The organism is Pontibacter diazotrophicus (assembly GCF_003367245.1).
Taxonomy (GTDB): Bacteria; Bacteroidota; Bacteroidia; order Cytophagales; family Hymenobacteraceae; genus Pontibacter; species Pontibacter diazotrophicus.
This window is the reverse complement of sequence record NZ_QRGR01000001.1, coordinates 18,698-45,579: the sequence shown is the minus strand read 5'-3', so window position 1 is coordinate 45,579 and position 26,882 is coordinate 18,698. Positions and strand designations below refer to the sequence as shown.

The following is a 26,882-nucleotide window of genomic DNA, read 5'->3' as shown; positions in this document are numbered from 1 at the left end:
ACGGAAACTCTGCGGGGAACGTTTTTCTCTGCCTTAGCCCGCATCAGCGCAGTCGCAGAGGTTCTTGTCCAGGTTGTAGAGCATCTCGCACGATCTCTCCACCTCCTGCGTCAGGTGCCTCAGCCTTGTGTTGTATTCCTGCACTTTCTGCAGCTTCCCCTCGTCAGGCTCCTGCTTGTTTAATTGTTCTAATGTTTGGATGCCGACGCCAAAGGACTCATTCTTTTCATGCATGCGGCTGATGTACTGATCGGGGCTTTCGTTAGCAGAGGCAAAGGTCTGCAGGTTATTCTGGATGCACAGTTGGCGCTTCAGGCATTTAAACACTATTTGCTCTGCTACCTGGTTCAGCTCGTTCTTTTGCATCAGGGCCTGCTTCAGCTTAAAGCTTTCGTAGCGCCTGTTGTAATCTGTCACTGCTTCACGCACTTTGTCACGGCACGTCTGGCATTTGCTATTCGTCGCTTTGTCTGACAGGATATTGCGCTTTGGCAGAGTTTCGTCTGTCGCCTCTACTGCACCTAGCTGCGCCACATCCCTGGCGAATACCTCGTTGTACTGCTGGTCCTCCAGCTTTGTGATCAGCCGCACAATGGCCTCACCCTCTACCGAGGCAGACAGGAACTCCGGTTTTGGCAGCTCTACTGCATAAAGCCGGGTGAGGGCCGCTTCCCGCTTCTCCGGGGAGTTCCAGGTATTTGGTTCGTTCTCCAGGTCTCGGAGCGTGTTCACCAGCAGTTTACCGTTCTTCAGGTTATGGTCTGCCTCCAGGTACAAATCTGCATTGTTCAGTATAGACTGATACTCTGTTCTAAAGATGTTCTGATAGGTGCTGCTTTCTTCAAACTCCTTTTCGCGCACATCAAATGTACCTTTCAGGCGCTTGTACTCCTGAATAATGGCAAACAGATTCTTTGCGTTTACGTCCGGGCTGTTATTGCGGTAGTTCAGGCGGTAAGCGTTCAGATTCTGCCGCATCTCAGCAAAAATCTTCAGAAACTCCACATAGAGCTTTTCGTGGCGGTATGTTTCATCGTTCACCAGCTTTTGCTCATAGGCATTCTGTATTTTCTGCTTCCGCTTTTCAATCAGGTCCAGCGTTACCTCGTCGCCGGTGAGCACGTCCATTTTGTAGAGCGATTTATAATTGGCCACCACCATAAAAGGATAGTCTTTGTAGCCAATCACGTCCTCCAGCTGCTTCCGGTCCAGCTTGTTGGGGTTTTTCTGCAGGTAATCTGCCAGCTTCACCGATTTGATCGTAACCGTTTTTACTTCGCCGGGCACAAACACATAGATACGCACCGAGTGCAGGCGCGTATCGAAGTTCTGGCCCTCATACAGCCGGATGGTGGAACTGAACTTATACTCTTTGCGATTGGCGCGGGCATTCAGCAAATTGCCAAACTCACCTATCAGCGACAAAACCGCTGTAGAGGGATTGGTGAGCCTGGAGATATTCACCAACTGGTTGGCTACAAGATTGAACACCTGATCACCGTCGTTGTTCGTAACTGCCTTGGCATTTATGACCGCGTCGATACTGGAATTGGTGGAGGTTAAAGGCATTTTATCGATGATGCGCACCACCTCCTGGTGGTCGCTTACCTGCGTTTTATATTCTTTACCGTCTTCGCTGATGGAGAAGTTATAGAGCGGGTATACAATTTCATCGTTCCCAAAGAGCTTCATGTTCTTGAGCTGCGCCGTGATGAAAAGGTTCTCCAGCCCCGTGTCATACTTCTTCTTCGGTTTGCGCACCCCACGCTCCAACTCGTTCAGCACCCGGCTAAAACGGCTGCCATTGTAGAGGTAGATGTCGGTGGAGAGGTACTGCCACTCATCTGAAAACTGGTAATCCTCGCTGTAGGTATACCCAAGGCGGGTCTCGATGTTGCGCTGAGCGAAGGCCTGCTGGCAAAGCAGCAGCATCAGGAGAATATAAGATATGCTTCTCATAATTGAGTTGTTTGACTTGTACTGTAGCTGCGATGATGGAGATTTAGCGTTCGAGATGCCAAACGCTAAAATAGGAATATAAGTGCGCGAAAGAAGCGAAACATCAGGTAATATTTTCGGCGGGAAATTTACCTGGTGTACCAGGACATGCGGTGTTAAGAGCGGTGTGCTACCTGCCGCCAAAAACAAAGCAGCAGGCCAATTCACTCTTAAAATCTGCTTCTAAACGCATCAGCTTGCTGCCACGTATTAAAAGTAAAGTTCGTATAAAGCTTTTATTGCTATGCTACAAATTCTAGAAGAATCTCAAGGTGATCTGGTTGCATTCCGTATTTCCGGTAATGTAGACAAAAACGACTATGACGTTATGCTTCCGGTACTGGAAGACAAAATTCAGAAACACGGCAAAATCAAAGTCTATGCTGAGGTGCAGGATGTGGAGGCCTATTCATTGCGTGCCCTGTATGAAGATATAAAGTTCGACCTGAAGCATGCCTCCGACTTCAGTAAAGCGGCCATTGTAGGCGACCAGGACTGGATGGATTGGCTAGCAAAAGCAGCACGACCTTTTACAACCGCCGAAGTAAAGTACTTTAACTTTAGCCAGCGCAAGGAAGCCTGGCTATGGATACATGAAGGAAATCCACCCGCAGGCGACAGAGCACCAAGTCCAAAATCCCCTGCCTGAGCATAAACTTCTTTAAAAAAATCAATCACAACTACAGGTTAGCGATAATTCGCTTGCTGGTGAAAACTCGCAGCAAGGGCGACGGTTGAACGCCAACTCTTACCAGCCTTGTCCAGTAGCAAAGCTGGTATACTGCATTGCCTCCATCTCAATGTTGCAGGCACTCGTTTGGCCAGATAACCTGTATCAGCACCAAAAACCTGCGCCTGCACCAGCCTGGCTTACTCCTTCAGGCTTTTCAGATAAGCCATCGTTCTGGGTACCTGCGTATTCACCCGCGGGCTTTCGTCCTCGATAAAGTAATGCTTGATTCCCACTTTCTTCGCAGCCTTTAGTATAGCCGGAATATCCAGCTGCCCCTCTCCCAGTGCCACGTCGTTCTCAACCGGTGTAAGCCCGGTAAAGTCTCCTTTCACGCCCTTTTTCAGGTCTTTCAGGTGCATGGTCGTCCAGCGGTCAGGGTACTTTAGCAGTAAATTGGCAGGGTTCTGCCCGCCATGGTAGGTCCACAGCATGTCCATGGTAAAAGATACGTATTTCGGATTTGTGTTCTCAGCGATATAATCGAAGAGGGTGCCGTTTTGGTAGGGCTTCATTTCATAGCCGTGGGTGTGGTAGTTGAACGTGAGGCCGTTTTCCTGCAGCACCTTGCCCACCCGGTTAAAATCAGCCACTGCCTTCTGAGCGTCTTCCAGCTTAAAGTTATCCTTCTCATGCGGTATCCAGGCTACCTGCACATACTTCGCTCCCAGCACCTTCGCTTTACGGGCGATTTCCTGCGGGTCTTCCATTAGCTGCTCATACCCTACACCAACCGAGGGAGCTGTCATGCCACGCGTATCCAGCATCCGGCGGAAAGCCTCCGGTTCCAGATCATACGTGTTCACCCCCACCTCAATTTCTGTTATACCTAACTCCCGTATTGTATCTAGCGTAGCCTCCACTCCTTTTGGGAAACTGAAGCGATAGGTATAGGCAGCCATACCGGGTGTTTGAGGAAATAGAGGCTTAGGTTCCTGGGCAAACGCGCTGTCATAGCCAACAAGCAGGAGGCACAACAAGCCTATTATAAAGTGCAGTTTTTTCATATGGATACTTTGGATAGATGCTCTATTAGGTCTATGCTTTGTTCTGTCTATTGATTGATGCTAGGCAAACTTATGCTTAATGTTTCTAGTCCCAGCGGGACGATCTGTTGATAGAAATTTGCACGAATACTTATTTAGCTCCAGCGGAGCGGCCTGTTTGGGTACGATTACAGATTGCTCCGCTGGATCTCAGGTAACTCAATGCTTATCAGGCCATTAACAGGTCGTTCCACTGGGACTGTTGCGCAACTTATGCTAGCAAACTGAAATTCAAACAGCTATATCAAGTATACAGAATCTACTTTTAACCAGCAACTAATCAGAAGCTTTCTATGCCTTTTACTTCATTCTTTTCTATCTTGTAATTGCGTACTCACACAAAACTGAATTTTACTTTTATATTCATGATACAACTGCCACAGGTCTCTAAGCACTTGCTTCGTTTACTTTGCTTTTCAGGTATAACCCTTGGGGCATACGCCTGCCTCAGCCCGAAACAACAAGCTTCACAGGAGGCGGCTACGCCACGCGTGCTGGTCTTTTCAAAAACAAAAGGATGGAAGCATACCTCTATTCCCCATGGCATTGCCGCCTTTCAGAAGATGGCGCAGGAAAATGGCTTCCGGGTCGACACAACCATAAACGCCTCTTACTTTGTGGATGACAGCTTACGGAATTATCAGGCTGTTGTCTTCCTGAGTACAACCGGCAACGTGCTGAACCCGGAGCAGGAAGCCGCTTTTGAGCGCTACATACAGGCAGGCGGTGGCTACATGGGCATCCATGCGGCGGCAGACACGGAGTACGACTGGCCCTGGTACGACAAGCTGATGGGCGCACACTTCTCCAGTCACCCGCTGAACCCGGGCGAACGCAAAGCGACTGTAGAAATCCTGGACAAGAACCATCCGGCCACGGCAGGCTTGCCAGACCGTTGGGAGCGCACCGATGAATGGTACAGTTACAAGTCCTTCTACCCTGGCCTTAAGGTGCTGGCTAACCTCGACGAAAACACCTATGAGGGTGGCACAAACGGGGCAAACCACCCGATTGCCTGGTACCACGAGTTTGATGGCGGTCGTGCTTTCTATACCGGCGGCGGCCATATGGATGAGAGCTATAGCGACTCTTTGTTTGTAAATCACTTACTGGGTGGCCTTCAGTATGCAATCGGTGATGGCAAGCTATTGGATTACAGCAAGTCTTATGCGAAGGTGGTGCCGGAGCAAAACCGCTTTATGAAAACGGTGCTGGTAAACGACCTGAATGTGCCCATGGAACTGGCCGTTTCCGACGATGGAAGGATTTTCTACTCAGAGTTGAGTGGCAGTCTCTTCATGTACAACACTAAAACAGGTCAGAACAAGCTCCTGCACCAGTTTCCGGTGGTAAGAAAGGGTGGTACCGGTTTGATAGGAGTGACACTCGACCCGAACTTTGCTGAGAACAATTTCATTTACCTGTATTACTCCCCGCCAAAAGCAGAAGAACCTTATTTATTCAACCTCTCCCGCTTCAAGGTAAGTGCGGATAATACCTTAGACCTGGCTTCGGAAAAGGTACTACTGCAGGTTCCGGTTCAGGAGAACAGCGGCTCCCACCACGGCGGCTCGCTGGCCTGGGACAAAGACGGCAACCTATACCTATCCACCGGCGACAGTACGACGCCTTTCCCGTCGGAGGGCTATGCGCCGATAGATGAAAGGCCAGGCAAGGAATACTATAGCATGGATGCGCAACGGGCTGCCGCCAACACTAACGATCTCAAAGGAAAAATCCTGCGCATTCACCCGGAGCCGGACGGCACCTATACCATTCCGGAAGGCAACCTTTTCCCCAAAGGAACGGAGAAAACCCTGCCTGAAATTTATGTGATGGGCACGCGTAACCCTTACCGTATTGCTGTGAACCCGAAAACATCTGTGCTGTACTGGGGAGAGATAGGTCCAGATGCCGGCAAAGACAGTATCCAGGGCCCGAGAGGGTATGATGAGTTTAACCAGGCGAAGCAACCGGGTAATTACGGCTGGCCTTATTTTGTAGGCAATAACTACGCCTATGCCGAATGGGATTTCGCTACCAAAACAGCTGGTCCTCTTTACGACCCCGAAGCGCCGGTGAATAACTCCCCTAATAACACAGGACTCACTAACTTACCACCCGCCACGCCAGCCATGATCTGGTACCCGTACGCTGCTTCGAAGGAGTTTCCGGAACTGGGTGTGGGCGGAAGAAGCGCCATGGCTGGCGCCTTCTACACTTTTGATCCTAATTCCACCTCACCCAGCAAATTCCCGGAATACTACGACGGCAGTTTGTTCCTGATGGAGTGGATGCGCAACTGGGTAATGGCCGCACGCTTTGATGAGAATGAAAATTACCTGCGCAGCGAACCCTTTATGACGGCTAATGGTGACTTCAGGCGCCCCATAGACATGGCGTTTGGCAAAGATGGCGTGATGTATATGCTGGAGTATGGTTCTGTTTACGGAGCGGACAACGATGACGCGCGTTTGGTTAAAATCGAATACAACAGAGGCAACCGCGCACCCATCGCCAAAGCTACTTTGACGGATTCGGCTGCCGTGGCCGATGTCAACAAGCGCGTGTTCCTGACCTCCGAAAGAGACCTGCCGGAAATACGCGAAGCAATAGGACAGGCGCCGCTACGGGTACTGTTCAGCAGCCGTGGCACCCGCGACCTTGACGAAGATGACAAGCTAACGTATGAGTGGCTGTTTGATGGCAAAACGGTTGGCTCCACCAAGCCAAACCCGGTACATACCTATACCCAAAACGGCATCTACAATGCTATCCTGAGGGTTACTGACACAAAGGGGCTGGTGAATACTGATACTATCAGGGTAAGCGTAGGCAATGCTATGCCCGTTGTCAACATCAGCACCCCTGGTAACAAATCCTTCTTTTGGGAGAACAAGCCTTTGCCATACACTGTGGCAGTATCAGATAAAGAAGATACCAAGATCGACCCGAAGCAACTCAAGGTATACTTTAACTACAATCCACAGCAGGGTAACAAATCTGCAGCACCTGTTATGGGGCACCAGGACGTGGCCACTGTCGAGTCACTTTCACTTGGTGAAAGCCTGATTGCCAGCAGCGATTGCAAGGCCTGTCATACAATTGACAAGGTTTCGGTGGGCCCGTCTTACACAGCGGTAGCGCAACGTTATAAAGGCCAGGAGGACGCAGTAGCGACTTTGGCAAAAAAGGTAATTGATGGCGGCGGCGGTAACTGGGGCAAGACCTATGTGATGAGTGCACACCCACAATTAGCGCAGCAGGATGCGCAGGAAATGGTGAAATACATTTTATCTCTGAGCGATAAAAAGAAAGAACAGACTATATTACCGGCACAAGGCACTCTCACCCTGAAAGACCATAAAGCAGACGAGCCAGCAGGCAGGTATACACTCATGGCTGTTTATACTGATAAGGGCGGCAAGGAAGTTGGTCCGCTAACGAATTCAGATGTTATCACCCTCCGTAATGCTAAGGTAAAAACAGCGTTTGCCGATGCACACGTTGGTTTCCCGAGGTGGGGCAACAGCCTGAGTCAGGGCGACCACAAATCCTATATCCTGCTCCGCAATGTCGACCTTACGGGTATTCAGCAGTTCACGTATGAGTATGCCTCTCAGGACAAGGATGGTGAAATCGAGGTACGAATCGACTCGCAGGGTGGGCCCGTTATCAGCAGAACGCCCTATAAAGCCACCGGCTCCTGGGATGAGGCACAAAAAGTGACAGGCGATGTTACCACCCCCACCACCGGAAAACACGATGTGTATTTTATCGTCGTGAAGCCTGACAAGCCAAACAATGACATCATTTCCCTGAGCACGATTGAGTTTAAAGAGGGGACTTCTGCCGTGCAGAATCCATAGAGTTCTACAAGCTGCTATTGTCGGTGAAAAAGCCAACAATGGCAGCTTGTGTTATTTGATAGGCAAGTTTGATGTTGTTCCCCTTTGAAGGGGGTGAGGGGGATGACAGGCGGCTGGAGCACCAGGACCTTCGCTATTATCTTTGAACTACTGCGGAGAAATGTTTGCCTAAATGATTTGTCTGCAGGTGTAATCATCCCCCTACCCCCTTCAAAGGGGTAAGGCCGTTAAGTTCTACTTAACGTAAACTAAATGGTTTGGCAAAAGGAGGGAAAAATGGAAACGAGCGGAGTTAGTTTACTGTCATGTTTGCGGGAAGTACCAGATTTTCGTCGTGCACAAGGTCGACGCTACCCTTTGGCCGAGACGCTGTGTATGATTGTGATGAGCATCATGAGCGGTTACTGCGCCTACCGGGAGATAGGGCGCTTCATAGGCCACAACCAGCAGGAGCTAGTCTCTTGCCTGGGGCTTAGCCGTAAGCAGTTGCCCAGCCATGTGACCATTCGCCAAGTGCTCATCAACCTTGACTTCAAAGCATTGGCAGATGCCTTCCGCCGCTGGGCAGGCGCACAAGGCCAGGCCTCTGGCCGGAGCGTGAGCATAGACGGCAAAAGCCTCAGGTCGACAGTGAGCGAGCATGACAACCAGCAGCAGAACTTTGTGGTGCTGGTCAGTGCCTTCTGCCAGCAAACAGGCCTGATAGAAGAGGTGGAGCGATTCGAGAACGGCAAACAGAGCGAGATAGGGAGCGTGCGGGACTTGTTAAGCAGGATGCAGCAACGGGGCCTGCTGCTGACGCTGGATGCACTGCACTGTCAAAAAAAACAGTTGCGCTCATTGCCTCCCAGCGGCAGCACTATCTGATAAAGGTCAAGGGCAACCAGCGAAAGCTGCTGACAGCCATGCAGCAGGCAGCCGCTGAGGGGGCAGCGGCCGGGCATTGGCAGGAGAGTGAGCACAACCGGGGACGAGAGGTGCAGCGTGTTCTGGACTTCTTCCCAGCCAGTGCGCAAGCAAGAGCCGAGTGGCCGGGGCTGGTGTGGTTTGTTCGCCTGGTGCGCCAGGGCAGGCGGCAGGGAAAGGCTTATGAGCGGAGCAGCTATTACATCTGCAGCTGTGAAAAAGCAGATGCAGCTATGCTGGCCGAGGCCATCCGGGGGCATTGGGGAATCGAGAACCGGGTGCATTGGGAGAAGGATGTGACCTTAAAGGAGGATAGCAACGGCATCAGCAAGGGGCAGGCTCCGGAGAACCTGTCGCTATTGAAAAGCATGGCCCTAAACATCGCTCGAAGAAGCGGGTTTCTTTCGATGAAAGACGCTACCATGGCCTTTGCGAATAAAATCACGCTGATGACTAAGTACATTAGAACTTAACGGCCCTGCCCTCAAGGGGACAGTTCCTAGTGTAAATTCCAGAATAAAACGGCCCTACTTCAAGAGGGGACATTCGCAGACACTGGCAATAATCCCTGTAAAACAATAAGAGGACCTGCGCAAACAGGTCCTCTTATTGTTTTACAGGGATATCCAGGCTTAGTCTTTATAAATCGCTACTTCTGATTTGCCTTTTTTCATATAGCCGCGGTACATGCCAGCTGAGTTGAAGGGCATGGCTACGTTGCCGTCTTTGTCTACGGCAATCACGCCGCCTTCTCCGCCACGTTCTACCAGCTTCTTCATCACCACTTCATCGGCAGCTTTCTTTAGCGACAAGCCTTTGTAGTCCATCAGGGAAGCAATGTCGTGGGCTACTACCGAACGGATAAAGTATTCGCCATGACCGGTTGCGGACACAGCACAGGTGTTGTTATCGGCATAAGTACCCGCCCCGATGATCGGCACATCGCCTACGCGGCCGTAGCGTTTGTTGGTCATGCCGCCCGTAGAGGTTGCCGCTGCCAGGTTACCGTAGGCATCCAGAGCTACAGCGCCCACGGTGCCGAACTTCTGGCCTTCGATAAAGATATTTTCCGTGCTGCCTGTGCCGCCATTGTGGTTCAGTTGCGTTTTCTCTTTATCTTTTATTTGCTGCAGTTGGTTAAAGCGGGTTTCAGTGTGGAAGTACGACGGATCTACAATTACCTGTCCTTTCTCTTTCGCGAATTTCTCTGCTCCGTTGCCAATCATCATCACGTGCTCCGACTGCTCCATTACCGCACGGGCGGTGCTGATAGGGTTTCGGATGGTCGTAACACTCGCAATGGCACCCGCATTAAGTGTTTTACCGTCCATGATGGCGGCATCCATTTCGTTTTTACCTTCGTTTGTGAACACAGCACCTTTACCGGCATTAAACAATGGCGAATCTTCCATTACACGCACGGTGGCTTCTACGGCATCCAGGCTGCTGCCTCCTTTTTCCAGAATTGCATAGCCTGTTTTGAGCGCCTCGTTCAGCTTTTCCTTGTAGGCTTTTTCCTTTTCAGGCGTCATGTTGGCACGCGTAATGGTACCGGCGCCGCCATGTATCACCAGCGTTATTTTATTGTAGTCGGGCTTAGACTGTGCCAGGCCCATGTATCCGGCCAGCAGGAACAGGCACAGGAAGTATAGTTTCTTGCTCATAATTTGTATTGATGTAGGGGTAATGTAAACCACAGCAGTTTAGAAGCTGCTCTTAAAGTTATGCCATTTGATTGAGAAAGTAAAAACGTGATGCGGTGCGGTAAAATTCCTCTTTTGTAAAAACAACAAGTATATGATTTCCCTCCTCCCTCCTATCTTCGCACCATGACAGTGATAGACAAGCTGGCCTGGTTAGAGATTCAGGACAGGAAAATACTGAGCACCCGCAGCAAAGGCAAAGACACCTACTACATACCTGGTGGAAAACGCGAAGCCGGTGAAACAGATCACCAGACGCTAATAAGGGAAATTGAGGAGGAACTGACGGTGCAGCTTTCCCCGGATACGCTGGAGTTTATGCAGGCTTTCCAGGCCCAGGCCCATGGGCACGCTGCTGGCATAGAAGTAAAGATGCAGTGCTACAAAGGCAGGTACAGCGGCACGATTACGGCCAGTTCCGAAATAGAGGAAGTTATTTGGCTCACTTACCAGGACCGGGACAAGGTGTCGCCTGTAGATAAGCTTATCTTCGATTGGTTAAAGCAACAGGACCTTATTGATTGAATAAAGCACTAGATGCCCTTCCTTCTCCGCTGAAACAGTGGCAGGCTTTTCTGTTGTCTGCCCCATACCCTGCCGGCCAATGGACCACTACTCTTTCATTGTCAGAACATTAAAATAATTTAATTAAAAAATATTCTCTGCATAAAATATTCTATATAAGGCGCCGTTAATAAGCGAGAAAAGAGGGATAAATATATATCTTTGCATAGATTGTTTAGCCTGAAGCTTGTTATTTTGCCATATTTGCAACGCTATTATTCAATACCAACCAAACAACAATTAACTATTTAACATGAAATTCAATTTCTTCAAAGCGTCCCTTTCATTGGTGCTGTGCTCCTCGCTAATGGCATCTTGTGTATCATCCAAGAAGTACGAAGACCTTCAGGCAAGCAAAGAAGCGCTCGAGCGTGAGCAGGCGGCTTCTAAGCAAAAAGTGGACGAGTTGTCTACTTCCCTGAAAGACCGTGAGCAAAAGCTTGCCGAGATGGAGCGTGCCATGAACGAGCAGCAAAAAATCTTAGACAACCTGAAAAATGAGGTAAACTCTGCGCTGCAAGGCTTTAACCAGGGCGACCTGAGCGTAAGCGTAAAAGACGGTAAAGTGTACGTGTCTATGTCCGACAAACTTCTGTTTGCTACTGGTAGCACCAAAGTGAACACTGGCGGTCAGAAAGCAATTAACCAGCTGGTGGATGTGCTGAAGAAAAACCAGGAGGTTGGTGTGATGGTAGAAGGCCATACAGATGACGTGAGTGTAGCAGGCGGCATGAAATACATGTCTGACAACTGGGACCTGAGCGTACTGCGTGCCACTGAAATTACCCGTATGATGACACAGAAAGGACTGTCTCCTGACAGAGTAACACCAGCAGGACGTTCTTACTACATGCCGGTAGACACTGGCCGTACGCCAGAGGCAAAAGCGAAGAACCGTCGTACAGAAATCATCCTGACGCCAGACTTCTCTGAAGTTTACAAAATCATAGGTCTTCAGTCTTAATCTGAACCCATAAACGATAGAAAAGCCGATACCTCTCTTAAGGGTGTCGGCTTTTTTTGTGCTGGATGTTTGATAGTTGTAGGTTGATGGCTAGTTGCTGTTAGTTATTGGATGATTGATGTTGGCATATAGTACCGGAACTCATTCTCTCTACTGCGAAATAACATCAGATATCGGTACAAACGTTTACCCACCCCTACCCCTCCCAAGAGGGGATTTTTTCGTCGTGTGTAATTCCCCTCCTCGGAGGAGCAGGGGTGGGTGCTTTCAATGCACATCAACCTCAAACCCCGCCCTGGCGCGGGAATCTATCCCGTGACTTTTAGTGGGTGCGAGTCTCCAGACTCGCTTGTGCATACTAAAGCAGACGATCTTACCCTTGACTATCCTTGCTTTATCCTTGACTATTCTTGTCATGCTTGACGGGGTTTGCAATCCCGTCTTTCCCGAGAAGTAGGATTTGTAATCCTACACCCGTAAACAACAAGAGCAAAACAAAAAATTCAACAATTATTACCCTTTCATTTCCTTCGCCTGTCGGATGGCTTCGAACAGTTTCTCCGCATTCTGAGAGCCGATAAGCAGCGGCTTTCGGTTATAGAAGTGTAGCTGCACCCCCTCGTTGCCCGACATATTATAGGCCTTACCTCTGAAGCCCCACCGGATGCCCCAGCCGCCGTACTCCCGGATAGGATGATAGGTGATGCGCTCATAGTCGCGGACGGAATGCAGCGGAATGCGCTTCGGCCGCAGATGAAAAGGCCAGAACCGCACCTGCAGTTCCCCCGGCTGCACCACCGTGGTAAGCTTCATACTGTAAAAAAAGATGGGAAAGCCCAGACCCATCAGCACAAAAAGCAGAACCACCTGCACACTATATACCGGATTGTTACCAAAGCCACCGCCGAGCAATACCTGCGACACAAAACCTCCCCAGAAAATGCTGGCTACGCCCAGCACCACCACCCACAGCCAAAACTGCTTAAAGCGCTGCCGCTCCCAGAAAAGTATATTCTGCTCTGCCATTTTAAGATGTTAGACGTTAGATATTAGACGCTAGACTTGGCCTTTGTTTCAGTTTCTACGGTTTAATGCCGGTAGTAAGTTTTTATGGCAAATACTACACAGCTTAAAACAAAACCGCCCGCTGTAGCAGCAGGCGGCTTAGGATATATTTAAAAGAAGGAGTCTAACATCTAATATCTAGCGTCTAACGTCTAGAAACACTAACGAAGCGCCCGCTCCAGGTCACTCAGCAGGTCCTCTATGTCTTCCACGCCTACACTCAGGCGAATCAGGGATTCACTTAAGCCGGCTTTCATACGCTCCTCGGCCGGAATGCTGGCGTGCGTCATACTGGCCGGGTGTCCGCACAGTGACTCTACGCCACCCAAAGACTCCGCCAAAGTAAAGATTTTCAACTTCTCCAGTACGCTTATCGCGTCCTCTACCTTGTCGCCTTTCAACACAAACGACACCATGCCGCCGAAGTCGCGCATTTGCTCCTGTGCTACCTTGTGGTTCTTGTGCTCCTCAAAACCAGGCCAGAACACCTTCTCTACCTTCACATGACCTTTCAGAAACTCCGCCACCTGGCGACCGTTCTGGCAATGGCGTTCCATGCGCAGGTGCAGGGTTTTAAGACCACGCAGCACCAGGAAACAGTCCTGAGGCCCTGGCGTGGCGCCGCAGGAGTTCTGGATAAAGGCGAGCTGCTGGTGCAGGTCATCATCCTTTACCACTATCGCACCCATCACTACATCAGAGTGGCCGCCCATGTACTTTGTCAGGGAGTGCATCACAATGTCAGCGCCCAGGTCCAGCGGCGTTTGCAGGTATGGGGTGGCAAAGGTATTGTCGGCCACCACCAATAGCTTGTGCTTTTTAGCAATCTCAGCGCAGCCTTTTATATCAATGATATTCAGCAAAGGGTTTGTCGGTGTCTCCACCCATATCATCCGTGTATTCTCATTCACCAGCGACTCCACCTTGGTCAGGTCGCCCATGTCAGTGAAGTGGAATTTGATGCCGTAGTTCTGGAAAATCTTCGTGAAGATGCGGTAGCTGCCGCCGTAAAGGTCGTTGGTGGAAATCACCTCATCACCCGGCTTCAGCATTTTGATGATGGCATCCACGGCCGCCATGCCCGAAGAAAAGCAAAGGCCGTGCTTGCCGTTCTCCAGCGCCGCCAGTGCATTCTGCAGCTGTGTGCGGGTAGGGTTGTGGGTGCGGGAGTATTCGTATCCTTTGTGGTCGCCGGGCGAGCGTTGCACATAGGTAGATGTCTGGTAAATAGGCGTCATGATGGCGCCGGTGGTCGGGTCTGGCTCTATGCCAGCGTGTATGGCTTTTGTTCCGAATTTCATATTCATAGTTTCTGTTTAAGAATGCGGTAGGATGCAAGTTAAAAAAATTACCGCAGAAGAAAGAATGTGTCCCACAGCCTCCTTTTCTCCTACGGCAAATAGCACTTTCAAAGCCGCTAAAATCTTTTGTCCTTTGTATTTCGTCTATTAGAGCATGTTTAAATTTTATTTTTGAAAGCGAAAATGGGTGATTTTAGGTTCTGACAAGGCTCGTTTTGAGGGTAATAGCAGCGCTATTGCACGAAAAACAGCCTTGTCAGGTTCTGAAAGCGCACATTTGCAGCTCAAAGAATAAATTTTAAACATGCTCTTAACTAACAAAACCAACACAAAAACCGCCTCATGAAGGGATTCCCTGTGCTGCGTACATTTATACGCGAAAACGCCTCTACGTTTATTTCCATGCTGCTGCTGGTGGTGGTGCCGGTGGTGGTGAGTTCTACGCTGGCGGTGGTACTGTACAATTACCAGGACCTGCTCGCGGGCCTGTCGTGGTCGGAGATGCTGCTGTATTTTGCCGTTATCTCCGTGACGATGGCGATGGCCCTCACACCAACTACCTTTGTGGCGCTGGTGAGCGGCTTTTACCTGGGCTGGAGCGGTTTTGCGGGCATTGTGGTTTCCTATGGCATCGCTGCGCTGATTGGCTACAGCCTCGCCAGGATAATAGACCACGGCAAGATGATGGGCTTTCTGAACCGCTTCGAGAAGGCGCGCATCCTCATGCAGGAGTTGCGCAACCAGAGCTGGAGCCTCATCATCCTTACGCGTATTTCGCCGGTACTGCCCTTCGCCCTGATGAATTTCGTACTCTCGCTGCTGCAGGTAGACAGAACGCGGTTCTTTATCGCCAGCATCATTGGCATGTTGCCGCGCACCCTTTTCTTTTTCTGGATAGGCACCCAGGCCCGCGACATCGTTTCGGTGCTGCAGGACCCGAATGCCGGTGCCGGCGGGCAGATCCTATTGATATCCCTGGTTATCATTTCGATAGGCGGTTTATACTTCCTCTTCGACAGGGCTTTGAAGCGCACCCTGCGGAAAGCCTCCGAAAAAAGTTAGTGAAATCTTGCCCCAGGACTTGCGTATAAGGGAAAAAGGCCTTTACTTTGCACCATAATCACAGAACAAAACGGTCACGTAGCTCAACTGGATAGAGCATCTGACTACGAATCAGAAGGTTAGGGGTTCGACTCCCTTCGCGACCACAGAAAAGCCACTTACAGGTAAAACTGCTAAGTGGCTTTTTTCTTTTCCATACTAGGCCAATATTGTCCTGAGCTCAGGATTTTGATTAGGATGCTTAACTTTTAAATTACCTCCTGCTCATTATATAGTCCTAACGGCCGCTTCTACGGCGCCGCCTCATAATGCCTGCTTTTCCTGCTATAAGCGCATCCACCTGTAGTATAGCAAAGATCCTTTATGGCAGATTTCTACGCAAAGGCGAGCGCCACAGGGAAATAAAGCAAGGCACGAGCAAAGCTTTATATTGTATTTTCCTGAGTTTAAAATTTCGCAATCATAGAGTTAACTTATTTAACTTTAGCAGACCCTACTATTTCGTAGACGACATTTAAACAGCGTAAAATTGTTTTTTATAAACATATATACTATCATATATAAAACACTTAACTTTGAATTTATCACAGACAATTCACCTAATTTTAAAAGGTAACAAATGAAAAAATTCTACTTATTATTCACGCTATTTGCTGTTTCTGTAACATTGAGCAGTTGTGACAAGTGTGACGGGGAACAGCCACGTGCCAGGATAATTAATAAAGGCACGAATGAGGCAAGCGTGCAGATAAAAACAACTGGTGGCAACACAGAGAACCTCAACAACGTGCCTGCAGGAACAACTTCAGATTTTAGAAACTATGCCGCAGGTGCGATAACTTTCACTATCACAGCAGACAAAGTTGTACGCGAGGAGACCGTTCAGATGAGTGAATGCTATGAGTATGACATTACTGTTGACAGCAATAACAATATAACCACTACTCCAAGAGACAGAAACGACTAAAAAAGGCCGAGCAGTTCGTCGAGCCTGACCAGGAAAGAGGAGACACGCCTCGGAGTGGCAGGAGCAAAAGCGAGCCAGCGAGCAAATAAAGTTTTCTACTGAATGAACTTCCGTCCAGGACTTAATAGAAGAACCTCCTGCTAATGGTACAGTGACTATACCACTAAAGCAGGAGGTTTTTTTGTATTTCCAGGCCGTTGTAAAGTAGAGAAAATGGTCCGGTTCTTCGGGGGAGATCAATTAGGGGTGAGCCTAAGCTATCCAGGGTAACGGTATTAGAGATTTTCTGAGAACCCTACGCCATTGCTCGCGCTGGAACAGGTTGGAAGGAAGCTGCTACTTAACAATTGGTACGTGCAGAAATAGAGCTTGTCAGCGGTTTACGGTGAGGCTCCCTCTATAAGAAAAACTATCAAAGGAAAGCAGGTAAAAATATACCCCGGCTGCCTGCCCTTCCGCATGCCAGCTAAAGTCTGCTTTTGTGCTGTCGTACACGGATTGGCCCCAGCGGTTGAGGATGGTGATGCGCTTGAAGTTGCCGATACAGCTGCCCTCCGTCAGGAAAGGCATGCGGAAGGTATCGTTCAGCCCGTCATGGTTAGGTGTGATGATGTTGGCCAGTTTCTCCTTCAGGAAATCTGTATTACCCGCCTTTATTTCGGCTATGGCGGCCACACTCTCGCAGCCGTTCAGGCGTTGGGTTACATACACCAGCCCGGCGGCGGCCCTGGCAGGCGCGTAAGTGGGGCCTTGCCCTATCTCTTGCGTGAGCGCCGCGTCTGCGTACCAGCTTATGTCGCTGCCCCGGGCCAGGAGGGGCTCCTGCAAGGTGCCATCGCACACATAAACGCTGTTTACTTCGGGTGCGGGAGGGGCTGCCTGGTACCGCACCGCCATGACCGCTGTGGCCTCACTCTCGCACCCCTCTACTGTTTGGGTTACATAGAAGGAGGCACTTTCGGAAAGTATCGGCTCAAAGGCAGGCCCGGTGGCTACACGCGTGCTTAAGCTGGCATTCTGGTACCATTGCAGGTCCTGGCCCTGCGCGATCAGCACCGCCGCCTCGCCAGCGCAAACAGCAATGCCCGGGGCAATGGGCTTAGAAGGTTTTTCCTTTACCTCCACCGCTACTACGCGTGGACGGCTCTGGCAGCCCTGCACTGTTTGGGTAACATAAAGGGAGGCGGTAGTAGTGTGCGCGGGCTGAAATTCGCTTCCCTCGGCCAGCAGGTCGGTCAGGGAGGCGTTGCCGTACCAGCGGATGCCTTCGCCTGCGGCAGACAGGCGCGGGGGAGGCGTGCCGAAGCAACGGGCGACAGGTACCTGCACCTGCGGCATAAGCGGGCATACCACGTCGTCTTTCAGAAAGGCAAAGAAGAAGGTATGGCTTCCGGCTTCTTTTGTGACGGTGTGCCCGTCCAGGTTGAGTTCGTTTACGGCCAGCGTTTCATGCAGTGCCCCTGAAAGAAGCAAGCCATTGGGATAGGCATGGAGCCCGAGTTGAACAAGCGGCTGACTGCTTTCAAAGTTACGCAGCCACAGTATTTCCCCGTCCTCGGTGAGGCGGGCGATGTAGAGGCCAGGCTGAACGGGTGTATCCAACAAGGAGAGGTTGGTGGTGTTGATGCCGGGCAGGTACAAGCCGCCATCCGGGCGGGGCAGCAGCCGGATCAGGCCTCCCATGTAATACTCGCCCAAGCCTTTCACCCATTGCGTCTGGCCGTTTTTATCAAACTTGGCAAGGAAAACACTTTGCCCTGCTCCCTGGGAACTGCAGGTGCCTGTCAGCACCCACTGATCTATCGTTACCTGGCCGCAATAAGTGCCGGTTACATAGCTGTTGCCTTCCGGGTCTACCTCCAGGTTGCTTATAAAAGTGGTGCCCGTGCTCACAATGTCCTTCTGCCAAAGTACCTGGCCCGCAGCGTCCTGTTTCTGCACGATAGGCGCGTGGTGCTTGCCCGTTTTATAAAAAAATCCCTCCCCATCGATGCGGAAGTTCGTGTACGGCTCGCTTTGGGATTCGGAGACCAGTTCGCCGGTTTGGGTGTTCAGCTGCAGCAGCCTGGCATCCCCGTTTTCTGCCGGCACCAGTTGATCGCTATACCGCAGTTCCCCCTCTACGTTCACCGAAAAAGTTAACGCGTCGGAAGCATTCAGAAACAGCCGGACAGGGTACGGGAAGCCCCCTTCCATGAATTTAATCCATTGGCGCACACCAGCGGGTGAGTACTTGGTGAGGTAGGCGGTTGTGCCGTTAGGTTGCAGGATGGTGTTATCGAAAACGCCGTTGGTGTGGCCCGACAGCTCATAGTAATTGCCTTGCCCGTCGGTGAGGCCGACCGTTAAAATTCCGTTTCCCATGCCCCGGTTCTTTTTGTACCACAAAGCCTCTCTGCCTGGCCCGTACTTTAGCAGCACTTTGTCGTAGGTGGCGGGGTAGGCGCCAGGCAGAGAGGTGGCACCGTGGCGGACAGTGCCGGTGTATTCGCCCTGCACAAAAACATTGCCCTCTGAATCGGTGGCTGTCACATTAAAATTGCCGGTATAGTTGCCGTGGAGCGTTTGCGCCCACTGCACCGTTTGGGCGAACAGGGGAGCCGGGATAAACAGGAGGCAAAGGAATAGGCAGCACCAGTAGCGGCGGATGGGGTAAGTTTGTTTCATCTAAAATCAAGCTTGATCTGAAGTATGGTCTATTTACGCTCTGCTAACATCTGCTACACTAAGCACCCTTCCACTGCTTTCACCTCTTTCAGTTGCAGCGCATCCTTAGAAGCTTTTTGAAAAAAGGTCAGGAAAAGTTCTTCAGAAGGGGTACTGCTTTTCGTTACCATTAGCCTTCGTTCTTCAAATATTGCTATAATTTCAGAATACCTGTTTTGCATCTAAAGTAGTGGAAGAATGACTTTTACAACTTTAATGTCGTCGAAATTTAACCAGCCATAACTTCTCTTTTATCTGCTTTCAGCAGCTGTCTCTTCCCTCCCTCTGATGAAATCAATTCTGACACACACACAGAGGGTTAACTACTTCTTTTAACCTCACTAGAGCTAGATGTCGATTAATTCTACTTGCACTGATAGGAGCGGATGGCCACGCCCCCATCATAGCGTACGCCTTCAGGCTCTGTATATTTGACGCTGGTTCTTATTTGGGAGGGGTATCCTTGGCTATTAAGTTCGTAGGTATAATCTATGACAGTGCTAAAATCCTGATCAGGTCTGGAAGGGCGCGTCAAAGTCCTCTTCTTCACCAGATTCTTCGATGGCAATCCATCTCCCCATAGCATTCTAATAACCCTGTCATACTGATCGTCCAGTGCCAGCTTGTCAAGATAGTACTCATACTCAGTTATCTCTACAAGGCCTCCCTGCGTCATAGTCACTTTAGTGAGGTTCCCATTTGTATACTCATAGGAGTAATTGTTTACGTACGTATAGTCACCGAAATTCATAGTTCTTGTAGTTTTGGCCACTCTGTTCTGGCTATCGTATTCCACCTCAAACATTTTGCTGTTGTCGCTTTCAATGGTTTTCACCCATCTTCCCTGTGCATCGTAAACTAAGGTTGTATGACCTGTCACCTCAGTTCCTCGGGTATATGTAACTTTGTCGATTTTACCGGCACTGTTGCGATGATATGTGGAGAGTACTTTAGAACCGTCATGATTTGTCACGGTACTGGAAATGATTCGCTTTTGGGCATCATACGCCAGATCATACTCGAAGTGCATCCCGTGGCTGTCCTTTACATCTTTAACTAATAAACAGGATGCTTCAGTAGCAGGCACAGGGTCGCCTTTATCCTTTTTCTCGCATGAAGTGGAAAAAAGCAATAGGAAGGAAAGCACTGCGGTAAGGCAGAATGAACGGGAAGAAGGAAGTGGTTTCATGAATTTAGTTTATACATACATGCCATTAAACATATATAAATAAATTTATAAAATCAGCGGCAAGACCAACTTTATTTTACCGCTGCTTTACTTGCGAACGCACAACTCAAAATGCACTCTGAACCAAATTTTTATCTTCGGATTTTACACTGCCGCAGCCACAACTTCCAGGGCAAGGTGCATTGTAAACTATATTAATATTATGATGACACTCTACTCATCATAGTCAAAAAAAATCTGACAGGCCAGATATATCTAACCTGTCAGATTCAAGCCTTCTTTTTCAAAACCAATACCAGCTGCCGAAGAGCCTAATACTGCCCCCCAATCCTCAGCAAATCAGAATAAACGCCTCTTGCCGTTACCTCAGCGCCTGCACCTGCACCTTGTATAACAATAGGTTGAGTGCCGTAGCTTTCTGTGAATATCTCAAAAATGGAGTCGGCATTTTTGATGCTGCCCAGGGGAGAATTCTTGTCTGCTTTCACGAGCGACACCGTCAGTTTATTTTCATCTACCTCCAGGTCACCGGTGAAGCGCAATACCTCGTTTTCTTTGAGGCTGCTTTTGATTTGGGCAAAGTAAGCATCTATTTCATCTATCTTAGACAAGAATTCTGAGTAGTCTTTTGCGTCGGAAGCGAACTCCGGCACGAGGCTTTCGATGGAAACATCCTCCAGCTCTGACTGCAAGCCTATTTCCCGGGCAAGAATAATCAGCTTCCGGGCCACGTCTGTTCCACTCAGGTCTTCTCTTGGGTCTGGCTCCGTCAGTCCTTTTTCTTTTGCTTCCGCGAGGACCGCAGAAAAAGCTTTATCCTGCACCGAATAGTTATTGAAAATATAGCTGAGGGAGCCGCTGAACACGCCTCGTATCCGCTTTATCTTGTCTGCGGAGTTGTGCAGATGCTTTATCGTGTCTATCAGGGGCAGGCCGGCGCCTACGTTGGTTTCATAGTAAAACAGTTTCCCTCTTCGCTTCAGGGTATTGCGGAGGTTCTGGTAAAAATCGTAGGAGATAGAATTAGCCTTTTTGTTGGACGCCACAATGTCAAAGCCACTGTTCACTATTTCAGGATACTGCTCTGTGAGTTCCTGCGACGAGGTGTTGTCTGCTATCACGATGTTCTCTAGCCCGGATTCCTTCAAACGATGGATGATGGCGCCAAAATCGCGCTCCTCCTGGCTGTGTGCAAGCTCCTGCTTCCAGTTGCTGCCCAAGCCGTCCTCGTTGAAAATCATCTTCTTTGAGTCAGACACGCCTACAATGTTGATTTTCAGGTTCCGGCGTTTTACCACCTCGTCCCCTGTTTCGATAATCTGGTCCAGCAGTTTGCCTCCTACCGTGCCTTTTCCGAAGGCAAACAAATTGAGGGTTTTGATCGCACCGAACACCTGGTTGTGCACCACGTTCACCGCTTTCTTCAGCGACTTGTTATCTACTACTAAAGAGATGTGTTCCCCGTTGATGCTGTTGCTGATGAGGTACATCCATATCCTGTTTCTTCTCAGGCCATAGATGGCTTTCTCGAGGGCGTAATTATGCCGGCCAACAATGGCGATAATGGCCTTGTCGCTGGCGATCTGGATGCGGGAAATGTTGCCGCTTACCAGTTCATCGTGAAATTCTGCGCTGAGCACTTCCTGTGCTGCGGCGGCATCTTCTTTGTTGACCACGAAGCCGATTCCTCTCTCAGAAGATGCCTGTGAGATAAGCCGCACGCTGATGCTCCTGCTGCTCAGGGCACTGAAAATCCGGGCGTCTATGCCCACCTTACCCAGAAGCCCGCGGCCTTCCAGGCTTACCAGCGATACCTCTTCAATGGTAGACACCGCTTTGATTCCCTTGCCTGCCCCCTTCTCATCAATCAGCGTACCCTCCGAGTCTGGTGCGAAGCTGTTGAAAACCCTTAGCGGTATGCCGCTTTCCATCAGTGGCAGAATGGTTTTGGAATGAAGCACGTTTGCCCCGAAATTAGCCAGTTCGTTGGCCTCCCGGTAACTCAGATGCGGAATCCGCTGTGCGCCCTTCACATACTTTGGGCTGGCCGTGTACACGCCATCCACGTCCGTCCAGTTCTGCACCTCTGTCGCCTTAATGAAACTGGCAATCAGAGTAGCGGTGTAGTTGCTCCCGTTTCTCCCCAAGGTAACGGTTTTGCCTTCCGGATCAGACGCGATGAATCCTGTAATCACTGGTATCTGGTTTGGCTCCAGTGACTGAAAGAACGCCTTTGTATTTTTCTCTGAGCTTAAGAAATCAACAGTTGTTTCATTCGAATCAACTGTAACATTAATCAGCTTCCGTGCATCAACAAAAACGGCTTCCAGGCCTTCTTCCCTTAAAATGCCAGCTACTGTTTGAGCGCTTATGACCTCCCCAAAGGCAAGTACCTTGTCTCTTGTCCGCACGCTTTCCTCACCGATTAGCCGGAGCGCCTGGAGCACGACTTTCAACTCCTCATAATACAGGCCCAGATCTATGTCGTGGATGTGCTGCAAATTCATAAACCCGCTTAGCTCCTTCTCGTAGTCCTCGCCTTTTACAGCCTTCGCGTAAAGGTCCAGCAGCATATCGGTGCTTTGGCCTCTTGCAGAAACAACTACTGCAATAGCCGCTGCACTGGCCTCTTTCTTTATGATGTTGATAACACTTTCGATTGGCCCGCCATTGCTCAACGACTTGCCCCCAAATTTTAACACCTTCATTCTTCCAATCCTTTTTTCAGTCGGTTCTCTGGCTCAATGCCCTTCTTAAAAACCTGTTGTCATATTCTACATGGCAAATTCCCATTGTTTTACCGGTAAAACAAGAAGAAAGTATGTTAAATTGAGCCGTTGCAAGTTCTCATCCTACAGAACAAGAAGCGTCCGGCATTTTATGCATTCAGGCTTTATTTCTCCACCTTTCATATCCTCCAAGGAACAATAGTTTTGAAAGTCAATTTGAAGTTTAAGTTTTTAGGTGCCATCTTAACGGTATGAAATCAAAACTAACACTTATAGTATTATCATGGGTGCTTTTGCTGGCTCCCGGTCTGTTTTTAAACACAGCGCAGGCGCAAAGCGAGCAGCGCATTAAAGATTATAACAACAATGGCTGGTACATGTATTTCGGAGACCACAAGTTTTCTGATAAATGGGGCATTCATGCAGAGGTTCAGTTACGAAGGCACAACATCATCAAAGACCCGCAGCAACTGCTCATCCGGACAGGTATAAACTATGACCTGACGCCGAATGCCATGTTTACGTTAGGCTACGGATTTATAGAAACACACCCTTACGGTGATTATCCAGCGGCAGGCACCTTCCCGGAGCAGCGTATTTATCAGCAGCTACAGCACAAAAGCAATATTGCCCGGGTTGGGTTGATACACCGCTACCGCCTGGAGCAACGCTGGATACGTGGCGCAGAAACAACTGACTATACGTACCTGAACCGCGCCCGCTATTTTCTGAAGGCCACACTGCCGCTCATCGGACCAACTACTGAAGCAAAGGAGCCCTTTCTGGCAGTATATGATGAAGTATTTGTTGGCTTCGGCGAAAACGCCAGGAAGAACATTTTCGACCAGAACAGGGCTTACGCAGCGATAGGCTATAAAATAAGCGATTCCGCAGCGTTGGAATTCGGTTACCTGAACCAGATTGTGCAAAAGGCTGACGGAGTGGTTTTCGAGCATAACCATACCTTGCAGGTCAGCTTTTTCCACACCCTGAACTTCGCCCGGCAGTAGTAGCTATAGTATAGCATAGTTAACGCTATCCGGCATAACCACAAGCTTTCTTTAAAGTCCCAGCGGGACGACCTGTTGATAGCCTCATCATTCTCAGGCACCCTTAGCTCCAGCGGAGCGACCTGTTACATATATTACAGATCGCTCCGCTGGAGCTCTAAAAATACTGGAATGGATTTCTATTGACAGGTCGTCCCGCTGGGACTCGTTGCGTAAAAGCGGAGTATAATGTTTTGTCTTGCCTGCTTGTCCTGTGCCGCATTGAAGGCATTGGGCTTCAGGAAAATTTAAAAGCAAAGCCTGTTTTGAATTCTAACCCTACACTTCTGATCCTGGCGGCAGGAATGGCAACCCGGTATGGCAGCTTAAAACAGCTGGAGCCTTTCGGGCCTTACGGCGAAACGATACTGGATTACTCGGTATACGACGCTGCAAAAGCTGGCTTTGGAAAGGTGGTATTTGTTATCCGGAAATCCATTGCCGCAGAATTCACAAAAGCGACTGCTCAGAAGTACGCCGGCAGTATGGCAGTGGAGTATGTGTTACAGGATTTGCACGCACTTCCTTCAGGCTTCACCTTACCTGACAACCGGGAAAAACCATGGGGAACTGGTCACGCAGTCTGGACAGCAGCCTCCACTATAAAGGAGCCCTTCGCGGTTATAAACGGGGACGATTTTTATGGAAGGCAGTCTTTCCAACTGATGGCCGATTTCCTGAAAGCCACACCGCCGGAACGGCAGTACGGGCTGGTAGGGTTTCAGCTGAAAAACACCTTATCGCCGCATGGAGCTGTTTCAAGGGGCATCTGCGAAATAGATGACAGGGATAATCTGGTTAGTGTGACTGAGCAAACGCATCTTGTTCAATCAGGCAAAGGCATAGTAGCCCGCACTACGGAGGAGCAGGATGTGCTGTTTACAGGAGAAGAGATGGTCTCTATGAACTTGATGGGTTTTACACCAGCTGTGTTCCCCTATTTTGAAATGTGCTTTAAGGAGTTCCTGGCAAAGCACCCCCACGACCTGAAAGCAGAGTTTTACCTTCCGGATGTTCTGAACCGCCTGGTGCAGTCGGGTGAGGCACAGGTAAAAGTGCTGCCCTCTTCTGAGAAATGGTTTGGTGTTACCTATCCCGATGATAAAGCGGTAGTTATCCGGAATATTCATAACTTAATAGCTGCCGGAATTTATCCGGAAAACTTATGGCCACAACCATAGCATAACCTCCAAAACAAGATGGCACCAGGAAACAAGGCCGCATATAATTTACCCCTGATTGCAGAACAGTTTGCGATAAAAGGAGCGGCAGCCGATATAAAACCGCACGGTTCCGGGTACATCCACGACACCTTCCATGTAGTTAACAAACAGCCCACCTGTCCTGACTACCTATTGCAGCGCGTGAACCACCAGGTTTTCAAAAACGTGCCTGCCCTGATGGAAAACATACAGTTGGTCACCACTCACCTCCGCAAAAAGCTGGTAGCTATACCCGGTGCCAACCCTGATACAGAAGTGCTTCGCCTGGTCCCGCTGAAAGATGGCCAACTCTACTACCAGGATGCCGCCGGAAACTACTGGCGTCTATATAAATTCCTGCCGCATACCCGCAGCTATGATATTGTACACACAGCGCAGCAAGCTTATGAAGGAGGCAAAGCCTTTGGTACGTTTCAGGCGCTGCTGGCGGATATGGATGCAAGCCTGCTGCACGAAACCATTCCCGACTTTCACAACATTGCTTACCGGCTCCGGCTCTTCCGGGAAGCCATTGCCCGCAACCCGGTAAACAGAGTAAAAGAAGTCTCCGATGAAATTGCCTTTGTAGAGGCACGTACAGAAGAGATGGCCTCTATCCTGAAACTAGGACAGGCGGGGAAACTTCCGCTCCGGATAACCCACAACGACACGAAGTTCAACAACGTACTGCTCAACGAACAGGACGAGGCGCAGTGCGTGATTGACCTGGACACCGTAATGCCGGGCTATGTAGCCTATGATTTTGGCGATGCCATCCGCACTACTGTGAACACCGCCTCTGAAGACGAAAAAGACATTGAAAAGATAAGCGTGGACATGGACCTGTTCAAAGCCTTCACGAGGGGCTTTCTGAAAGAAACGGCAGGCTTCTTAACTCCTACTGAAATCCGCTCTCTTGCCATGGGTTGCCTGCTGCTGCCTTTTATTATGGGCCTGCGCTTCCTGACGGACTACATCGACGGGGACACCTACTATAAAATTAATTTCCCGGGGCACAACATCCAGCGATCGCGTGCGCAGTTCAGGCTAGTACAAAAGTTAGAAGCGCAGTATGAGCTGCTCCAAAGCACCATTCAGGATATCGCCACCGCCAGTAAGCAGGAAACAAGGAGATAACGCGCCATCGTATGAAGCAAATCAGAGTTCCCTACACAGCAGCAATAAACAATCACAGTTCGCTAAAAGATATTTCAGGTTTACTTGATACGCTTGAGAAAAACGCTGTTGACCACCACCTGTGGCCTGCCTCTGCTATTAAACCGGATGTTACGTTTGCTATCGCCCATCACTCAGACTGCCTCTTCCTGAAATACTATGTAAGGGAAAATGCGCTCCGTGCAGTTTGCCTGAGGCCAAATGACCCTGTTTATACAGACAGCTGCGTCGAGTTCTTTGTCGCCTTCGATGGGGGCAGCCACTACTATAATCTTGAGTTCAACTGCCTCGGCACCTGCCTGCTGGGCTACGGCACCGGGCGTGATGACCGGCAGCTACTGCCAGCGGATGTTATTACACAGATAAAACACCTGGCTGTTATACAGAGCAACTCATCTACAACGGCATCCCCCTCCTATACCTGGCAGCTCACGCTCATGATACCGGTTGAGGTTTTCACCAACCACAGGTTCTCTTCTCTGCAGGGCGTAAAAAGCCGTGTAAACTTCTACAAATGCGGTGACGAATTACCGGAGCCTCATTTTTTAGCCTGGAGTGAGATTGACGCCCCAGCACCGGACTTTCATTTACCAGAGTTCTTCGGGCAGCTGAATTTCGAGTAAGGATTTTCAGGTTGTACGGTAGTACTACAGCTG

The 26,882-nt window shown here is 49.7% G+C and carries 18 protein-coding genes, 1 tRNA gene and 1 pseudogene; 12 read left to right on the top strand and 8 right to left on the bottom strand.

Annotation, left to right across the window (positions count from 1 at the left end; genetic code table 11):
* Positions 1–33: 33 nt before the first annotated feature.
* Positions 34–1,959 (bottom strand): hypothetical protein, encoded by a 1,926-nt coding sequence (locus tag DXT99_RS00180; RefSeq protein ID WP_115563495.1) that lies wholly within the window; start codon positions 1,957–1,959, stop codon positions 34–36.
* 283 nt (positions 1,960–2,242) lie between these two features.
* Between DXT99_RS00180 and DXT99_RS00175 the strand changes: the two genes are divergently transcribed.
* Positions 2,243–2,647 (top strand): SpoIIAA family protein, encoded by a 405-nt coding sequence (locus DXT99_RS00175; protein ID WP_115563494.1) that lies wholly within the window; start codon positions 2,243–2,245, stop codon positions 2,645–2,647.
* Between the two features lie 221 nt (positions 2,648–2,868).
* Here the strand turns inward: DXT99_RS00175 and DXT99_RS00170 are convergent, their stop codons facing one another.
* Positions 2,869–3,735 carry a sugar phosphate isomerase/epimerase family protein gene (locus tag DXT99_RS00170; protein WP_115563493.1) on the bottom strand — a complete coding sequence of 289 codons (867 nt, stop codon included), beginning with the start codon at positions 3,733–3,735 and terminating at the stop codon, positions 2,869–2,871.
* Between the two features lie 404 nt (positions 3,736–4,139).
* Between DXT99_RS00170 and DXT99_RS00165 the strand changes: the two genes are divergently transcribed.
* Together DXT99_RS00165 and DXT99_RS27910 are read left to right on the top strand one after the other, a co-directional pair.
* Positions 4,140–7,643 (top strand): ThuA domain-containing protein, encoded by a 3,504-nt coding sequence (locus tag DXT99_RS00165; protein WP_115563492.1) that lies wholly within the window; start codon positions 4,140–4,142, stop codon positions 7,641–7,643.
* A 252-nt stretch (positions 7,644–7,895) separates the two neighbouring features.
* Positions 7,896–9,022: pseudogene (locus tag DXT99_RS27910) on the top strand (ISAs1 family transposase).
* Between the two features lie 159 nt (positions 9,023–9,181).
* Here DXT99_RS27910 and DXT99_RS00150 read toward each other — a convergent pair.
* Positions 9,182–10,213: an isoaspartyl peptidase/L-asparaginase family protein gene (locus DXT99_RS00150; protein ID WP_115563489.1), complete on the bottom strand. Its 1,032-nt coding sequence runs from the start codon at positions 10,211–10,213 to the stop codon at positions 9,182–9,184.
* Between the two features lie 165 nt (positions 10,214–10,378).
* Between DXT99_RS00150 and DXT99_RS00145 the strand changes: the two genes are divergently transcribed.
* Entirely contained in the window at positions 10,379–10,777 is a 399-nt protein-coding gene (locus tag DXT99_RS00145; RefSeq protein WP_115563488.1) for an NUDIX hydrolase, read from the top strand.
* A 292-nt stretch (positions 10,778–11,069) separates the two neighbouring features.
* Positions 11,070–11,780, top strand: coding sequence for an OmpA family protein (locus DXT99_RS00140; RefSeq protein ID WP_115563487.1), 711 nt, complete (start codon positions 11,070–11,072; stop codon positions 11,778–11,780).
* 513 nt (positions 11,781–12,293) lie between these two features.
* On the opposite strand, the gene DXT99_RS00135 is transcribed toward DXT99_RS00140, so the two are convergent.
* Both DXT99_RS00135 and DXT99_RS00130 read right to left on the bottom strand, forming a co-directional pair.
* Complete coding sequence (locus DXT99_RS00135) at positions 12,294–12,806, bottom strand: DUF6141 family protein (protein WP_115563486.1); 513 nt, start codon at positions 12,804–12,806, stop codon at positions 12,294–12,296.
* A 200-nt stretch (positions 12,807–13,006) separates the two neighbouring features.
* Positions 13,007–14,146, bottom strand: a complete 1,140-nt coding sequence (locus DXT99_RS00130; protein ID WP_115563775.1) for a cystathionine gamma-synthase — start codon at positions 14,144–14,146, stop codon at positions 13,007–13,009.
* Between the two features lie 342 nt (positions 14,147–14,488).
* On the opposite strand from DXT99_RS00130, the gene DXT99_RS00125 reads away from it, so the two are divergent.
* The 3 genes from DXT99_RS00125 to DXT99_RS00115 all read left to right on the top strand — a co-directional run bounded on the left by DXT99_RS00125 (position 14,489) and on the right by DXT99_RS00115 (position 16,175).
* A complete protein-coding gene (locus DXT99_RS00125) occupies positions 14,489–15,208 on the top strand; it encodes a TVP38/TMEM64 family protein (protein WP_115563485.1) in 720 nt (239 codons plus the stop codon).
* Between the two features lie 72 nt (positions 15,209–15,280).
* Positions 15,281–15,354: transfer RNA gene (locus tag DXT99_RS00120), tRNA-Arg, on the top strand.
* Between the two features lie 473 nt (positions 15,355–15,827).
* Positions 15,828–16,175 carry a hypothetical protein gene (locus DXT99_RS00115; protein WP_115563484.1) on the top strand — a complete coding sequence of 116 codons (348 nt, stop codon included), beginning with the start codon at positions 15,828–15,830 and terminating at the stop codon, positions 16,173–16,175.
* A 372-nt stretch (positions 16,176–16,547) separates the two neighbouring features.
* Here DXT99_RS00115 and DXT99_RS00110 read toward each other — a convergent pair whose 3' ends face one another.
* From DXT99_RS00110 to thrA, 3 genes are all read right to left on the bottom strand, one after another.
* Entirely contained in the window at positions 16,548–18,842 is a 2,295-nt protein-coding gene (locus DXT99_RS00110) for an Ig-like domain-containing protein (RefSeq protein ID WP_115563483.1), read from the bottom strand.
* Positions 18,843–19,245: 403 nt separating this feature from the next.
* Positions 19,246–20,070 carry a hypothetical protein gene (locus DXT99_RS00105; RefSeq protein WP_115563482.1) on the bottom strand — a complete coding sequence of 275 codons (825 nt, stop codon included), beginning with the start codon at positions 20,068–20,070 and terminating at the stop codon, positions 19,246–19,248.
* 311 nt (positions 20,071–20,381) lie between these two features.
* Positions 20,382–22,778, bottom strand: coding sequence for a bifunctional aspartate kinase/homoserine dehydrogenase I (thrA, locus tag DXT99_RS00100; RefSeq protein WP_115563481.1), 2,397 nt, complete (start codon positions 22,776–22,778; stop codon positions 20,382–20,384).
* Between the two features lie 272 nt (positions 22,779–23,050).
* Here thrA and DXT99_RS00095 point away from each other — a divergent pair, with 272 nt between their 5' ends.
* From DXT99_RS00095 to DXT99_RS00080, 4 genes are all read left to right on the top strand, one after another.
* Positions 23,051–23,809: a DUF2490 domain-containing protein gene (locus DXT99_RS00095; RefSeq protein ID WP_115563480.1), complete on the top strand. Its 759-nt coding sequence runs from the start codon at positions 23,051–23,053 to the stop codon at positions 23,807–23,809.
* Between the two features lie 305 nt (positions 23,810–24,114).
* The gene (locus DXT99_RS00090) at positions 24,115–25,029 is read left to right on the top strand and encodes a nucleotidyltransferase family protein (protein WP_115563774.1); all 915 of its coding nucleotides are present in this window, start codon (positions 24,115–24,117) and stop codon (positions 25,027–25,029) included.
* 18 nt (positions 25,030–25,047) lie between these two features.
* Positions 25,048–26,187, top strand: coding sequence for a phosphotransferase enzyme family protein (locus tag DXT99_RS00085; RefSeq protein WP_115563479.1), 1,140 nt, complete (start codon positions 25,048–25,050; stop codon positions 26,185–26,187).
* 11 nt (positions 26,188–26,198) lie between these two features.
* A complete protein-coding gene (locus DXT99_RS00080; protein WP_115563478.1) occupies positions 26,199–26,849 on the top strand; it encodes a carbohydrate-binding family 9-like protein in 651 nt (216 codons plus the stop codon).
* Positions 26,850–26,882 lie beyond the last annotated feature (33 nt).